Source organism: Thermaurantiacus sp. (genome assembly GCF_053487655.1).
In genome coordinates this window covers 1-13,722 of record NZ_JBRCLD010000021.1, presented here as the reverse complement: position 1 = coordinate 13,722, position 13,722 = coordinate 1, and the positions used below count along the sequence as shown (strand labels likewise).

Sequence of the window (13,722 nt, the reverse complement as noted above, 5' to 3'; positions counted from 1 at the left end):
GGGCGAAATTGTCGATCCCCCAGCTCTCGTCGTCGCCGCCCTGGAAGCCTGCGCCGCCGAAGCGGATGGAGAAGAGGAAGTTTGAAGCCGTGTGGGGAATCAGGAACTCGTAGCGGACGATCGTGTCGTTCCAGCCGCTGTAGCCGAGGTTCTTGCCGCTCGAGACGATCGTTCCGGGCGCAATATTGAAGAAGTCATTGAGTGTGTTCCGGACCGACCATTGATACTCCGTGCCGTCGATGGTGACGAACAGGATGTCGGGGCCCCAGATGGGGGTTTCGAGCCCGTCCCAGCTGTCGATGAAGGCGAGGTCGAACTTCAGCCTGAGGTGGGTATGGGGGCCGAGCCCGGACGCGTCGAACACGGTTGTCCCGCCCGTGTCGTTGCGGAGCATCTGCGTTCCGAACCCGGGGAAGCCGAGGGCTGACTGCAGGCTTCCGCCCCCAAAGGTGACGCCTACCGAAACCACGGGAAACGGCCCCACGACCTCGAAAAGGTCCGTGTCGAACGTCGTCGACCAGATATTCGCCTCGGCCGCGAGCGTCGGTGCTGCCAGCGCCATCGCCGCCGCGCCTGCGATCCACATCTTCATGCCGGTCATTCCACTCCTCCCTTTGTCCTAAAGAACAGGTCGACGGAAGATCCTGCAAGATTCATGCCAGAATCTGGACCCAGATTTTTCAGAAGCTTGCGCGCGCCATTCGTGCTGACTTGTAAAAACTTTTGACAGGTCGGCGCCCGATTGACCTTGTTCCGGGTAGCCGGCTTTGCGCCGGGTCCCCCATTCCGCTATGGCGCAAGGCCCATGCCGACCCCGCTCATGTCCCTTCCTGGCGGGCCCGCCGAGCCGGTCGCAGTGCCGCGCGCCGTGCCGCCGCGCGCCGACGGCCGCCTCGACCTCGTCGGCCTCGACCGCGCTGCCATCGCCCGCGCCCTGGTCGAGTCCGGCCTTGTCGAGCCGCGCCAGGCGCGGATGCGCAGCGGGCAGATCTGGCACTGGATCTACAATCGCGGTGCGACCGACTTTGCCGCGATGACCGATCTTGCGAAGCCGCTGCGCGAAGCGCTTGCCGAACGCTTCACCGTCAGCCGGCCCGAAGTGGTCCAAGCTTGGGTCTCGGCCGATGGCACCCGCAAGTGGCTGCTCCGCTCCGCCGGCGAAGCATATGAGGCGGTCTTCATCCCCGACGCCGACCGCGGCACGCTCTGCGTTTCCAGCCAAGTGGGCTGCACCTTGAACTGCCGCTTCTGCCACACGGGCACCATGAAGCTGGTCCGCAACCTGACGGCGGCGGAGATCGTGGGCCAGGTGCTCCTGGCCCGCGATGCGCTTGGCGAGTGGCCGAGCGCGCCAGACGGGCGGATGCTCACCAACATCGTCATGATGGGGATGGGCGAGCCGCTCTACAATTTCGACAATGTCCGCGATGCCCTCAGGATCGTGATGGACGGCGAGGGGCTTGCCTTGTCAAAGCGCCGCATCACGCTCTCCACCTCGGGCGTGGTGCCGATGATGGCCCGCGCCGGCGCCGAGATCGGCGTCAACCTCGCGGTCTCGCTCCACGCCGTCACCAGGGAGGTGCGCGACGAAATCGTGCCCTTGAACCGCAAATGGGGAATCCCCGAATTGCTGGCGGCCTGCGCTGCCTATCCTGGTGCCAACAATGCCCGGCGCATTACCTTTGAATATGTGATGCTCGACGGAGTGAACGACAGCGATGCTGATGCCCGCGAACTGGTGCGCCTCATCCGCCAGTATCGGCTTCCCGCCAAGGTCAACCTTATTCCGTTCAACCCCTGGCCAGGAAGCCCCTATGCTTGCTCGCCCGATGAACGGATCGCCCGCTTCTCCGCCCTCATCTTCGAGGGCGGCATTTCCGCCCCCGTCCGCACGCCGAGAGGGCGGGACATCATGGCGGCCTGCGGCCAGCTGAAATCGGCCTCCGAGAGGCTCTCCCGCGCCGAGCTCGACCGCCGCGCCGCCGCGAAGGAAGCCGCCTGGTAGTGGCTATTGGCGCTTGGCCGTCTTGGCCGGCTTCATCGGCGTGAAGCGTCCAAGGGCGCAGCTTGCTCCCGTATTGGGGCCGATTCCAGGGATGATGACGGTGATGATATCGACATTGCAGAGCTGGTTGATCGACGTCTGGTAGCCGAAACTCTCCTGGAAGCCGAGCTGCGGGCACTTGTAGGGCAGGGTGTTCCGGAACACGTCGCCATTGTCCATGACAAAGTCGATGACCTGGTCGGAGAGGACGCGAGTCTCACGGATCCGGTTCAACAGAATACAGTCTTGCGGCTTGCCAGCCTCAACCCAGGCAGACATCTGGGCTGCTCGCCGCTCGCTGCGGCTTTCGGCCAGCGCCGGTGCGGCAAGGCCAAGCGGCAGCAGGACGGCAGCAATCGCAAGGCTTCGAGAGTTCATTGGCTCTTCTCCTCAGTGCTGGCGGAAAATCCAGGTCTTTGCCTTAACCCTTCCTTGACACGTGGTGCTGGCACCTTGTCGGGAAAGCGGCAGTCCCGTGCCACCGGGCAGCGCCAGCATTCGGGGGTGCGCGCCTTGCACAGATAGCGGCCGTGCAGGATGAGGAGATGATGCGCGGCCTTCGCCCAGCGCTTGGGCAGGCGTGCCACAAGGTCGCGCTCGACGGCGTGCGGCGTCGTCCCTGCCGAAAGCCCGATCCGCCGGGCCACCCGGAAGACATGGGTATCAACTGCAAGCGTCGGCTCGCCAAAGGCTTCGTTCAAGACCACGTTCGCCGTCTTGCGGCCCACGCCCGGCAAGGCTTCCAGAGCCTCCCGGTTGCGCGGGACTTCGCCGCCATGCTGCTCCAGAAGCAGCCTTGAAAGGGCCAGGACATTGGCAGCCTTGGCCCGCCACAGCCCGATGGTGCGGATATGGGCAGCGATCCCAGCTTCGCCGAGTGCCACCATCTTCGCTGGCGTGTCCGCCACTGCGAACAGGCCCTTGGTTGCCCGATTGACGCCGGCGTCGGTTGCCTGCGCTGAAAGCACCACGGCGACGAGGAGCGTGTAGGGACTGGAATAGTGAAGCTCAGTCTTGGGCGCCGGGTTCGCTTCCCCCAGTCGGTCGAAGATCCGCTTGACCTGCCTTGCCGAAAGCGGCGGCAAGGGGCTGCCCCCGGCCGGGGCGATCGTGTCGCGTGGTGTTGCCGCCATGGCCCTGCTAGGCCACAGCGCATGGCCGACAGCAAGCCGCCCTATCTTGATCTTCGCCTGTGGCCGAACCGGTCGCTTGCACCGCGCCATTTCTGGCTGGCAGTCGCAGGCGTTGCCATCCTCTTCCTGCTCTTTGGGGTGCGCTTCCTGCTGCTTGGCGCCTGGCCCATCCTCCCTTTCATGGCGCTCGACCTTGCCTTGCTTGCCTGGGCCCTCCGCGCTTCCTACCGCTCGGGCGAGGCGTTTGAGCGCCTTATCCTCGATGATCAGGCCCTCGTCGTCGAGCAGGCGTGCCCTGAGGGCCGCCGACGCGTCACGCTCGAGCCGCTCGCCGTGCGAGTCGAGCTTCAAACCTTCCCCGATACCCGCAACCGGCTCTGGCTTCGTGCCCGCGAGCAGCGCGTGGCCGTCGGCAGCTTTCTCTCGGCAGCCGAGCGCGTGGAACTCGCCCGTGCCGTCGAGGCGGGCCTCGCCCGCTTCCGCTCAGCCGGCCGCGAGCCGTAGCAGCACCTCGGCAACTTCCGCTGGTGCTGTCACTGGCAGGTCATGGCCGCTATCGATTGCAACCACTGGCCAGCCTTCCGCCTTCGCTTGCGCCAGCCCTGCCTTCGGCCCAGCGAGCCTGTTGCCCTTGGCCTCGACATAGGCGCGGGGGAGCGTTGCGAACCGCGCCGGCAGCGGCGGCATCGGCTCCTCGACGCAGCGGAAGGGGAGCGGAGTCAAGCGCCGGCTGACCCAGGCATGGCTCGGGTGCGCAATGGGCACGCCGAGCGCTTCTGCTGGAAGCGGCGGCACCGCGAGCCCCGCCATCACGAGTGCAGCGCGGGTTACAGCCACCACCTCTGCTGGCGCTCCGTCCATCAGCGTCGCCCCTTCAATGGCGGCCACTCCGTCGAGCGAAACCCACCGAATGACGGCAGGCGAGGCGCAGGCGAGCGCGGTCGGCCGGGCGCCGTAGCTGTGCCCGACAAGCACCACGTCCTCGGCTTCCATGTGGGCGATGTGGGCCAAGATGTCCTCGGTATGCTGGACGACACCGGTTGCAGCCGACAGCAGGTGCAGCCGATCACCCATTCCGGTCAGCGTCGGGGTGAGCACACGGTGCCCTGCCGCAACGAGCAGCGGCTCGACATCCCGCCACACCCAGCCGCCATGCCAGGCGCCATGCACCAGCACGAAGCATGCCATCAGCCCCGCTCCTGCCACCAGGCGAAGGCGCGCTTCTGATGGGCTTCCACAAACTGCCGCGCTTGCGGGCCCTCGAACGCGCCCTCCCATGGATCATGGTTCTTGGAGAGCCACCAGCCCTGGCCCGGGATCCCGTCTGCCTGCCGCACGACAAGGGAGGCAAGCTCGGGCCTGCCGCTGCCGCGCTGGCGGGCATCCACCTCCTCGAGTGCTGCGCACAGCTGCCGGACGTCAGATCGCCGGAAGGGAAGGCCGAACCATTGGAACACTTCGCCATAGCTGATGGCGCGCCCCGCTTTCGCACGCAGAACCAGCAGGGCTTCAAGGTCTTCGACGGGAAAGAGGGCCATGTGGCCGGGACTAGCAGCAGGCGTGCAGCTTCGCTATCGCCGGCCCCCATGATGTTGGGGCAATTTCCGGCAACTCGCCTGCGCCGCAATCGCCGAACGCCCTGGCTTCGCGCTATGGTGCGCGAAACCCACCTCACCCCGGCCAACCTCATCTGGCCCGTGTTCGTGACCGAAGGGGCGGAGCCTGAGCCCATTGCCACCATGCCCGGTGTTGTGCGCCAGCCGCTCGCAGCACTTGGCGGCCTTGCCCGCGAGGCGGCCAGTCTCGGCATCCCGGCCCTTGCCCTGTTCCCCAACACTCCTGCCGACCGCCGCACCGAGGACGGCCGCGAAGCCTTGAACCCCGACAATCTCGTCTGCCGCGCAATTGCCGAAATCAAGGCGGCGACCGATGCCGTGGGTGTCATGACCGATGTCGCACTCGATCCCTATACGGCGCATGGCCATGACGGTCTCCTCGATCCGGCTGGTCGTGTTCTCAATGATGAGACCGTTGCAAGGCTGGTCGGCCAGGCCTTGGTCCAGGCGCGCGCGGGTGCGGACATTCTCGCGCCGTCCGACATGATGGATGGCCGGGTTGGTGCCATCCGCCGCGCGCTGGAAGCGGAAGGCTTCGCAGACACCCACCTCATGGCCTACGCTGCCAAATATGCGAGCAGCTTCTACGGCCCCTTCCGGGAGGCCGTGGGTGCTGCCGGCCGGCTCCAGGGCGACAAGGCGACCTACCAGATGGACCCTGCGAACGCCCGCGAAGCGCTTGCCGAAGTCGCGCTCGATGTGGCGGAAGGCGCCGACAGCGTCATGGTGAAGCCAGGCCTTCCCTATCTTGATGTGGTAAAGGCCGTCGCGGACCGCTTCGACGTGCCCGTCTTCGCCTACTGTGTCTCGGGCGAATATGCGATGGTCGAAGCTGCCGTTGCAGCAGGCATGTTGGAGCGCACCAAGGTGGTGCCCGAAATGCTGCTTGCCTTCATCCGGGCCGGGGCATCCGGCGTTCTGACCTATCACGCGCCGATGGTTGCGCGTTTGCTTCAGAAATGACGGACTTCGCTGCGCTTGTTGCTCCGGACCGGGGCGAGGCCGCGGTCGCAATCCGCCCTGTCAGCGAGGCCGGCTTTGAGGCGTTCCGGTCGCGGCTCTCTCCAGCCGCGCGAGCAGCAGTCGACGGTGCCGGGTTTCGCGGCCGTGCCGACGAGGCCCTCATCCTCCCCGAAGCCGAGGGCTGGTTCCTGGCACTCGGAACCGGCCCGAACGAAGTGCCCGCCGGCCGCTGGACTCTCGCAGCTGCTGCTGCTGCGCTTCCGGAAGGCAGCTACCGCTTCCAAGGCACACTCGGGCCCCATGCGCTCCACGGCTGGCTGATGGCCCAGCACCGCTTTGCCCGCTATCGCAAGGCGGGCGAGGAAAAGGGCGCGCGCCGGCTGCTTGTTTCCGACCCAGCCGGAATTGGCCCGGCCATTACTGCCGCAGAGGCCGTTGCCGAGCTTCGCGACCTCATCGACACGCCAGCCGAAGACATGGGGCCAGCCGAGCTCGAAGCTGCTGTCCGCGCCCTTGCCGACCAGGTTGGAGCGAGAGTGGAGACACTTGTTGGTGAGGCGCTCCTCGACAAGAATTTCCCCGCCCTCCACGCCGTCGGCCGGGCAAGCCCGCGCCGGCCGCGCCTCATTACGCTTGCCTGGGGCGCCGAGACTCATCCCCTCATCGCCCTCGTTGGCAAGGGAATCACCTTTGATACAGGCGGCCTCAACTTGAAGCCCGGCCCGGCGATGGCGCTCATGAAGAAGGACATGGGCGGGGCGGCGCATGCGCTCGCGCTCGCCCGCCTCGTGATCGCTGCGCGCCTGCCTGTGCGGCTTCTGCTTGTGATTGCCGCAGCGGACAATGCGGTCTCGGGCGATTCGCTTCGCCCTGGCGATGTCATTGCAACCCGCAAGGGCCTGTTCGTCGAAGTCGGCAACACCGATGCCGAGGGCCGGCTCGTGCTCGCTGATGCGCTTGCGCTTGCCGCAGAGCAGGCTCCGGCCCTTATCCTCGATTTTGCGACATTGACTGGCGCTGCCCGGGTTGCGCTTGGTCCGGACTTGCCGGCCTTGTTCGTGAACGATGAGACGCTTGCTGCCGACCTCCTTGCCGCTGCAACTGCAACCGAGGATCCGCTCTGGCGCTTGCCGCTGTGGGCGCCTTATCGTGAGATGCTGCGCTCGACGGTCGCAGACCTCAACAACACGCCCGACGGGCCATTTGCTGGCGCGATTGCCGGCGCCCTCTTTCTTGAGCATTTCCTGCCCGCCCATATTCCCTGGGCGCATCTCGACCTCTATGCCTGGTATGGCAAGGCCCGGCCCGGCCGGCCCAAGGGCGCCGCAGCCATGGGACTTTTCGCCTGTGCCGCCATGTTGGATCGCCGCTTCGGCTGTCGATGAATGCGCCCGGACAGCCCCGCATCCGCGGCCCGCGTGCAACAGCGCCACTCTCGCCGCTTGACCCGCGCATCAACGCCTGGCGCCCGGGCCTAGCCGATGTCGCGCTTGCAGGGCGGGTGTCGGTCTCGCATTATGCTGCGCCCGTGCTGCGCATGGTGACTGCAACAACGGCGCCGCTCCATGCTGCGCCCGATCCCGCATCCGCCTTGGTCAGCGAACTTTTTCACGGCGAGGTCTTCGCCGTCCTTGAAGATGAGCGCGGCTGGGCCTGGGGCCAGGCCGCTGATGATTCCTACGTCGGCTATGTCCCGACAGCCGCACTCGGGCCAGTCGCCAGGGCTGACGCAGGCACGAAGGAAGCGCGGGTTGGCCCAGGCGATGCGCTCGTGTTTTTAGCGCCAGCGCTGAAGGCCCCTTCGCTTGTCACCCTGCCGGCCTTGAGCCGCCTCATCGTCGGCGAAGCAAGCAGCGACTTTCTCGAGGTCGCAGCCGGCCCGCACACAGGCCGGTTCGTGCACCGACGCCACCTCATCGGCCCTGAGCCCGCTTCAGATGCCGTTGCGCACGCGCTCCGCTTCCTCGGCAGCCCCTACCGTTGGGGCGGCCGCACGCGGTCCGGGATCGACTGCTCCGGCCTCGTCCAAGTCGCGCTGCGGCTTGCCGGCCAGCCCGCCCGGCGGGATTCCGACATGCTGTTTGCAGACGCTGGACCAGACGTCCGACCCGCCGAACGGGCCCGGGGTGACATCGTCTGGTGGCCCGGCCACATCGGCCTCCTGGTCGATTCGCAAACGCTGCTGCACGCCAATGCCTTCTGGATGACGGTCGTCGCCGAGCCGCTGGCGGATGTCGAAGCGCGCATCGGCGCTGCCCCGCAGTGCCGCAGGCCCCGGCCGGCCATTGCCTGAGTGCGACACTTTCTCCGTGGCCTGCCTTTTGGCTGCAAATTCGCCCCTAGTAGGTCAGAGTTTGCTTGCTCCGGCCACCGGCTTGCGATATTGGCGCGCGCGAACCGGCAGCTATCCTGCCGTGACAGGCGGGCGCCACCGGGGTCTGTTGAGGCGGGGTCTGTTGAGAGGGACCTGTTGAGGGGAGCGGCAAGTGTCTGACACGCGTGCGCGGGAAGGTGCGTCCGACATTCTCGATACCGAATCCGTCCTCGCCGCGCTGGCTGAAGTGGATCTTCCCCCTGACTATCGGCCAAGCGAAGACGAACCCTTCATGAACCCGAACCAGCGTGCCTATTTCCGGCGCCGGTTGCTCCTGTGGAAGGCGGAAATCCTCGGCGAGGCCAAGGCGACACTTGCCCAGCTCAAGTCCGAGCCGCTGCAGGAGCCCGACGCGACCGACCGCGCATCCTCCGAGACCGACTGGGCAATCGAGCTGCGCGCGCGCGATCGTCAGCGCAAGCTGCTCGCCAAAATCGATGCTGCACTCGAGCGGATCGAGACTGGCGAATATGGCTGGTGTGAGATCAGCGGCGAGCCCATCTCTCTTGCCCGCCTTGAGGCGCGGCCGATTGCCACCATGACTCTCGAAGCGCAGGAACGGCACGAACGGGCTGAGCGCGTGAGCCGCGACGACTGACGCGAACCCACCCCGCAGGTGGCCCCGGGGACAGGCACGATATGGTGCGCGTGCGCTCGTTTGCGGGCGCAGCCGGCACGCAATCAGCTGTTGCGGGCGATTTCGTCTTTCAAGCGCAGCTTCTCGCGCTTGAGCCTGCGCAAGCGCGCACTGTCGGGGACGGGTCGGCGCATCTCGCTTGCAATCTCGCCGTCGATCAAGCGATGGCGGCTGCTCAGGGCTTCGAGATGCGCGCTGGCCATGTGCCTTCCCTTCCGTGCCTGGCGGGGCTGCAGCATCGCAAGCCCCAAGGCTATGAAAGCATGGTTGCCGGCGTCAGCAAAGCCTCGACATCTTGGGGGCCTGGGGTTGCGGTGCCTCCATCCCTTGAGAGCTTGTGCGCGCAGCTGCGTGTGCCGAGTCGCGCTGGCTTGACGCACCCTTGGCGGCTTCGGCAAGAGTCGCCGGCGGCAGAGGGGCCTCAGAGGAAGGACAGGCGTTTGGACGAGGCAGAACTCAGGGCCCGGCTGTCGCACCTGAGGCAGGAGCATCGCGATCTTGACGCCGCCATTGCTGCGCTTGCCGGAGCGCCGGGGGCGGATGCACTCCAACTCGCGCGCCTCAAGAAGCGCAAGCTGCGCTTGAAAGATGAGATCCGCCTGCTTGAGGACTTGCTCATCCCTGACATCATCGCCTGAGCCGGCCGTCCCTGCTAGTCTGCGATCAGGTCATCGACCGTGCGGTGGAAGCGGGCAATCCCGCTCTCGAGGTTGCCCAGCAGCAGCTCTGGCACGGCGCCGCTCGCCAGCCCGCGCTGGCCGGCCTCGGCGGCGCCGAAATCCTCAGTGCCGAACACCCGCCCGTCGAGCAGGGCCCAGCTTTTCGCCCAGTGCGCTTCGGCCTCCTCGGTCGCTGGCGGTTCCGGGATCAGCATGAAGTCTTCAACAAGGGTCAGGTCAGCCGCCTGGGGCATCAGTGTCATCAGGTTCACATAGTCGGGGCTGGCGACGAGGACGGTCGCAGGGAGCAGCTGATAGGCATAGGTGACAACGCGCCGGAGCTCTTTCCAGTCGGCAAAATTGACTCCGTCAAGGCCGCCAACCCGGACCACAGCTGAGCGCATGTGCGGCCCGATGCTGTCGCCGCGTGTGATTCCATCCTCGAAGAAGCGGGCGATGGAGCCAGCGTGCAGCCGCTGGACATGGTAGCTTTCAAGGAAAGCGTCCATGATGAGTTTCCAGTTGGCAGCAACCTCATGGGTGCGCCGGGCATAGAGATGCATGGCGCCAAGCCCGAGCGCGTCGAAATCGGCTGCAAGCGCCCCGCTTGCCAGGGAGAAATCGACGGGCCCATAAGGGGCTGCCCAGATAAGGCCGCCGGCCTCGACATGCGGCACCCGGACGAGCCCGAGCTCTGTGCGATCAAGCCCCGGGAAGGTCTCGGCCCGGGGGACGGCCTCGAGCACGCCATCCAGGCCGTAGGACCAGGCGTGGTAGGGGCAGACGATCCTGGGCTGCCGGAGTGGCTGTGGCGCATCGAGGAGCCTCGTGCCGCGGTGCCGACAAGCGTTCACGAACAGCTCCAGCCGGCCCGATTTCGCCCGCATGAGGAGGAGCGGCACGCCGAAGCCGTCGTGGGTCATGACGGTTCCGGCCTCGGGCAGCATCGCTGAGGGCCCGAGGCACAGCGGCAGCCGGCCGAACAGCCTTTCCCGCTCGAGCGCGAAGCGGGCCGCCGAGACGTAACGCCCACTTTCCACCCGCAGGATTTTCCCTACGGGGGCCGCTGCTGTTTCGGGGTCGCGACAGGCCTCGGCCAGCGCAATCTGGCCTTCGGTTGGTGTGCGCGGGGCATCGAACGGCAGGTTCATCACCACAAAGCAAAGGCCTTTCGGTGTGCGCACGCAAGCTTTTCTTTGTGGCGCGCGCCCCTAAAGGAGGAGGATGCACACACTGCTAGGCTCCGGCCGCCTCGCCTCCCTTGCCCCCTTCCTCGAGCGCGGACCGCTTGGCGCTCTCCTGCTCGGGCTCGCATCCGGCTTTCCGTTCGCCATGATCGCCTCGACTCTCACGACTCGCCTCGCGGAAGCCGGCATTGACAAGCGCGCGGTAACGGCCTTTGCGCTCACCTTCCTTCTCTACAACCTGAAGTTTCTCTGGGCCCCCCTGGTGGACCGCATCCGTTTGCCCTTGCTTGCAACGGCAATCGGCCAGCGCCGCGCCTGGCTGGTTGTCATTGCCCTTGCCGTGATGGCAGCCGTTGCCTGGCTTGGTGCCGCCGATCCAGTGACTCGCCTTCCAACCGTGGTCGCGGCTGCACTGACCGTCGCCTTCCTTGGCGCCACCTTCGACATCGTGATTGATGCCTACCGGATCGAGTCTCTCAGTCCCGACCAGCTCGGCGCCGGCTCGGGCATGAGCCAATATGGCTGGCGGCTTGGCTCGGCTGGCGCTGGCGCACTCGCGCTGGTGGTCGCCGAGCGGATGGGCTGGCCGGCCGCCTATGCTGCTGCCACCCTGTTCGCGCTGCCGGCACTTGCTGCTGCCCTGCTTCTGGGCGAGCCGGACGCACGGAGTGCGGCCCTTGCAGCTGCCGCCATTCCTCGGGGCCTCTTGGCAAGGCTGCGCGAAACCTTCGTTGCCCCGATCACCGATTTCGTGCTGCGCAAGAATGGCTGGATCGTCCTCCTCTTCATCGTCCTCCACAAGATCGGCGACACGCTTGCCAACTTGTCGCTGCGGCTGCTCCTCAATGATCTCGGTTTCTCCAAGGACGAGGTGGCAGCCTATGATGTTGGCTTTGGCCTTGTTGCAACGCTTGCGGGTATCTTCGTGGGCAGCATCCTCTACGCTCGGCTTGGCATGATGCGCGCCGTGCTGCTCAGCCTCATTCTCATGGCCGTCTCCAACCTGTCCTTCGCTGGCCTTGCGCTCGCCGGCCATGACAACCGCGTCATGGCAGCAGCAGTCGGGTTTGAGAATTTCGCAAGCGGGATCGGCGGCGTGGCCGTCGTCGCCTATCTGTCGTGGCTGTGCAACCTCCGCTTCACCGCGACGCAATATGCGCTGCTCTCGGCACTCGCCTCGATCCTTGGCCGCGTCCTTTCCGGCACCACGGCTGGCGCCCTTATCGAGGCGCTCGGCTTTGTGAATTTCTACCTCTTGACCACTCTCCTTGCGCTTCCTGGCGTGCTGCTGTTCGTCTGGCTGATGCGCCGCGAGCCGGGGCCGCCGGCGCATGCCGGCGCCGCGGCCGCGCCGGCCTGACGTCGTCCCGTCACCCCGCCGCATTCTTTCTGTCACATTTCTCGGCTAGCGCGGGTTCTGGTTTCCAATCATAAGGGCTAGTCATAAGGGATTGCGTAATGGCGGCTTTGCCGGCGTTTGCGTCGACAGCGGTGGCGGCCGATGTCTTGGCCGCTTCGCCCCATATCCATCGGCTCGGCCGGCTGGATGTGCGTATCGCGCGGTCAGAGGAGGAAATCGCCGCAGCACAGGCGTTGCGCCACCGCATTTTCTACGGCGAAATGGGAGCGATACCGACGGCCGAGGTCGCGCGTGCCGGCCGCGACATCGACCCTTATGACAGTGTGTGTGACCATCTCCTCGTCATCGACCATGGCGAGGACGGTCGGCCGCATGTGGTTGGCACCTACCGGCTGCTGCGCCAGGTGGTGGCAACCATGCACCGCGGCTTCTATTCCGCCAGCGAATATGATCTCGCCCCCCTCATCCGCTCATCCGATAGCGGTGGCCAGCTGCTCGAACTCGGCCGCTCGTGTGTAGCGCCCGAATGGCGCAACAGTACCACGATTGCGTTGCTCTGGCGCGGGATTGCAAGCTATTTGAAGATGCACGGCATTGGCTACATGTTCGGCTGTGCCTCCCTGCATGGCACCGATCCGGACGTGCATGCGGCCGAGCTCTCCTACTTGTTCCACGAGCATCTGGCACCCGTCGAGCTTCGCGCTCGGGCGCTCGCCGATCACTATGTGCCCATGGAGCGCCTGGCTCGTGGCAGCTATGATCCGCGCATGGCAGCGCGGGCGCTTCCGCCGCTCATCAAGGGCTATTTGCGGGTGGGCGCAATGGTTGGGGATGGCGCCTTCGTCGATCGCCAGTTCAACACTGTCGATGTCTTCGTCGTCATGCCTGTTGAGCAGATCACTCGCCGCTACCTCGATCGCTTCATCTGCGGTCGCGGCGCCAACGACAGCGAGTAGGCCCGGGGGGCCGGTGGCGGCGGCGCGCGCGCTCGAGCTTGCCGGCCGCCGGGTGCCGCTCGCCATCCGCCGCGATCCGCGCTCGCGGCGCATCGTCATCCGCCCTTGCCCCGCAAGTCGCACAGTGCGCTTGACCCTTCCGGCCCGTACGCCGCTAAAGGCCGGTCTCATGCTGATCGAGGCCAACCGCGACTGGCTCGAAGCCGAAGTCGAGCGCCGGTTTGTCACGGCCATTCCGTTCCGCCCGGGCATGCGGATTCCCTTCGCCGGCCGGGAGCTGCTCCTGGAAGGCAGTCCGGGCTGCCGGGCTCGGCTGGAGGCGGACCGGCTGGTTGCCGGAATCGATGGCGGCGGCTTCAATCGGCGCGTGCTCGCGGTTCTGCGGCGCGCTGCCTCCACGCTGCTTGCAGCGGACGCGCACGCGCTCGCCCGGCGATCCGGCCTTGCCATTCGAGAGGTCCGGGTAGGGGATCCGGTCCGCCGTTGGGGCAGCTGCTCCCGCAACGGCCGGATTGCCTTTTCCTGGCGCCTGGTCCTTGCCCCTGACGAGGTGCGCCGGGCGGTCGTTGCGCACGAGGTCGCGCATCTCGTCCATTTCAATCATTCCCCTGCCTTCCATGCAGCTGCCGAACGGCTGCATGGCGCGCCTCTGGCAAGCGCGACCGAATGGCTTCGCGCGCACGGCCCCTGGCTCCACTCCTTCGGCGTTGAGGAGGGCTGAGGGGAGGAGGGCTGAGGGGAGGAGGCTAAATGGGAGGAGGCTAAAGGGGAGGAGGCTAAAGGGGAGGAGGCC

17 protein-coding genes are annotated in these 13,722 nt (G+C 66.3%); 10 read left to right on the top strand and 7 right to left on the bottom strand.

All coding sequences use genetic code 11. The features are described 5' to 3' along the window. The coding region (locus ACWIQA_RS02295; RefSeq protein ID WP_448581448.1) for a hypothetical protein at positions 1–601 on the bottom strand (601 nt) is incomplete at its 3' end. A 204-nt stretch (positions 602–805) separates the two neighbouring features. Here ACWIQA_RS02295 and rlmN point away from each other — a divergent pair. After that, the gene (gene rlmN, locus ACWIQA_RS02290) at positions 806–2,005 is read left to right on the top strand and encodes a 23S rRNA (adenine(2503)-C(2))-methyltransferase RlmN (protein ID WP_448581447.1); all 1,200 of its coding nucleotides are present in this window, start codon (positions 806–808) and stop codon (positions 2,003–2,005) included. A 3-nt stretch (positions 2,006–2,008) separates the two neighbouring features. On the opposite strand, the gene ACWIQA_RS02285 is transcribed toward rlmN, so the two are convergent. Both ACWIQA_RS02285 and nth read right to left on the bottom strand, forming a co-directional pair. After that, the gene (locus ACWIQA_RS02285; RefSeq protein WP_448581446.1) at positions 2,009–2,422 is read right to left on the bottom strand and encodes a hypothetical protein; all 414 of its coding nucleotides are present in this window, start codon (positions 2,420–2,422) and stop codon (positions 2,009–2,011) included. Then, positions 2,419–3,177 (bottom strand): endonuclease III, encoded by a 759-nt coding sequence (gene nth, locus ACWIQA_RS02280; protein ID WP_448581445.1) that lies wholly within the window; start codon positions 3,175–3,177, stop codon positions 2,419–2,421. Before nth ends, ACWIQA_RS02285 begins: the two co-directional genes overlap by 4 nt. Positions 3,178–3,198: 21 nt before the next feature. Between nth and ACWIQA_RS02275 the strand changes: the two genes are divergently transcribed. Next, positions 3,199–3,681: a DUF2244 domain-containing protein gene (locus ACWIQA_RS02275; protein ID WP_448581444.1), complete on the top strand. Its 483-nt coding sequence runs from the start codon at positions 3,199–3,201 to the stop codon at positions 3,679–3,681. Here ACWIQA_RS02275 and ACWIQA_RS02270 read toward each other — a convergent pair. Both ACWIQA_RS02270 and ACWIQA_RS02265 read right to left on the bottom strand, forming a co-directional pair. After that, complete coding sequence (locus ACWIQA_RS02270) at positions 3,661–4,365, bottom strand: alpha/beta fold hydrolase (protein WP_448581443.1); 705 nt, start codon at positions 4,363–4,365, stop codon at positions 3,661–3,663. The two genes, ACWIQA_RS02275 and ACWIQA_RS02270, sit on opposite strands and share 21 nt — an antisense overlap. Further along, the gene (locus ACWIQA_RS02265; protein ID WP_448581442.1) at positions 4,365–4,715 is read right to left on the bottom strand and encodes a ribose-phosphate pyrophosphokinase; all 351 of its coding nucleotides are present in this window, start codon (positions 4,713–4,715) and stop codon (positions 4,365–4,367) included. The genes ACWIQA_RS02270 and ACWIQA_RS02265 overlap by 1 nt, the downstream gene beginning before the upstream one ends. 48 nt (positions 4,716–4,763) lie before the next feature. Between ACWIQA_RS02265 and hemB the strand changes: the two genes are divergently transcribed. From hemB to dksA, 4 genes are all read left to right on the top strand, one after another. After that, the gene (hemB, locus tag ACWIQA_RS02260; protein ID WP_448581441.1) at positions 4,764–5,756 is read left to right on the top strand and encodes a porphobilinogen synthase; all 993 of its coding nucleotides are present in this window, start codon (positions 4,764–4,766) and stop codon (positions 5,754–5,756) included. Further along, positions 5,753–7,141, top strand: coding sequence for a leucyl aminopeptidase family protein (locus ACWIQA_RS02255; RefSeq protein ID WP_448581440.1), 1,389 nt, complete (start codon positions 5,753–5,755; stop codon positions 7,139–7,141). The genes hemB and ACWIQA_RS02255 overlap by 4 nt, the downstream gene beginning before the upstream one ends. Continuing rightward, positions 7,138–8,049, top strand: a complete 912-nt coding sequence (locus tag ACWIQA_RS02250; protein WP_448581439.1) for a C40 family peptidase — start codon at positions 7,138–7,140, stop codon at positions 8,047–8,049. Before ACWIQA_RS02255 ends, ACWIQA_RS02250 begins: the two co-directional genes overlap by 4 nt. Before the next feature lie 313 nt (positions 8,050–8,362). Further along, positions 8,363–8,728 carry an RNA polymerase-binding protein DksA gene (dksA, locus tag ACWIQA_RS02245; RefSeq protein ID WP_448581449.1) on the top strand — a complete coding sequence of 122 codons (366 nt, stop codon included), beginning with the start codon at positions 8,363–8,365 and terminating at the stop codon, positions 8,726–8,728. Between the two features lie 83 nt (positions 8,729–8,811). On the opposite strand, the gene ACWIQA_RS02240 is transcribed toward dksA, so the two are convergent. Further along, complete coding sequence (locus ACWIQA_RS02240; RefSeq protein WP_448581438.1) at positions 8,812–8,970, bottom strand: YdcH family protein; 159 nt, start codon at positions 8,968–8,970, stop codon at positions 8,812–8,814. 237 nt (positions 8,971–9,207) lie between these two features. Between ACWIQA_RS02240 and ACWIQA_RS02235 the strand changes: the two genes are divergently transcribed. Next, entirely contained in the window at positions 9,208–9,405 is a 198-nt protein-coding gene (locus ACWIQA_RS02235; RefSeq protein ID WP_448581437.1) for a DUF465 domain-containing protein, read from the top strand. Positions 9,406–9,419: 14 nt separating this feature from the next. Here the strand turns inward: ACWIQA_RS02235 and ACWIQA_RS02230 are convergent, their stop codons facing one another. Next, positions 9,420–10,610 (bottom strand): aromatic ring-hydroxylating oxygenase subunit alpha, encoded by a 1,191-nt coding sequence (locus ACWIQA_RS02230; RefSeq protein WP_448581436.1) that lies wholly within the window; start codon positions 10,608–10,610, stop codon positions 9,420–9,422. 40 nt (positions 10,611–10,650) lie between these two features. On the opposite strand from ACWIQA_RS02230, the gene ACWIQA_RS02225 reads away from it, so the two are divergent. The 3 genes from ACWIQA_RS02225 (at position 10,651) to ACWIQA_RS02215 (ending at position 13,650) form a co-directional block, all read left to right on the top strand. Then, positions 10,651–11,973, top strand: coding sequence for an AmpG family muropeptide MFS transporter (locus ACWIQA_RS02225; protein WP_448581435.1), 1,323 nt, complete (start codon positions 10,651–10,653; stop codon positions 11,971–11,973). A gap of 98 nt (positions 11,974–12,071) precedes the next feature. Further along, positions 12,072–12,929, top strand: a complete 858-nt coding sequence (locus ACWIQA_RS02220) for a GNAT family N-acetyltransferase (protein WP_448581434.1) — start codon at positions 12,072–12,074, stop codon at positions 12,927–12,929. Between the two features lie 13 nt (positions 12,930–12,942). Next, complete coding sequence (locus tag ACWIQA_RS02215; RefSeq protein ID WP_448581433.1) at positions 12,943–13,650, top strand: M48 family metallopeptidase; 708 nt, start codon at positions 12,943–12,945, stop codon at positions 13,648–13,650. Positions 13,651–13,722: the final 72 nt, after the last annotated feature.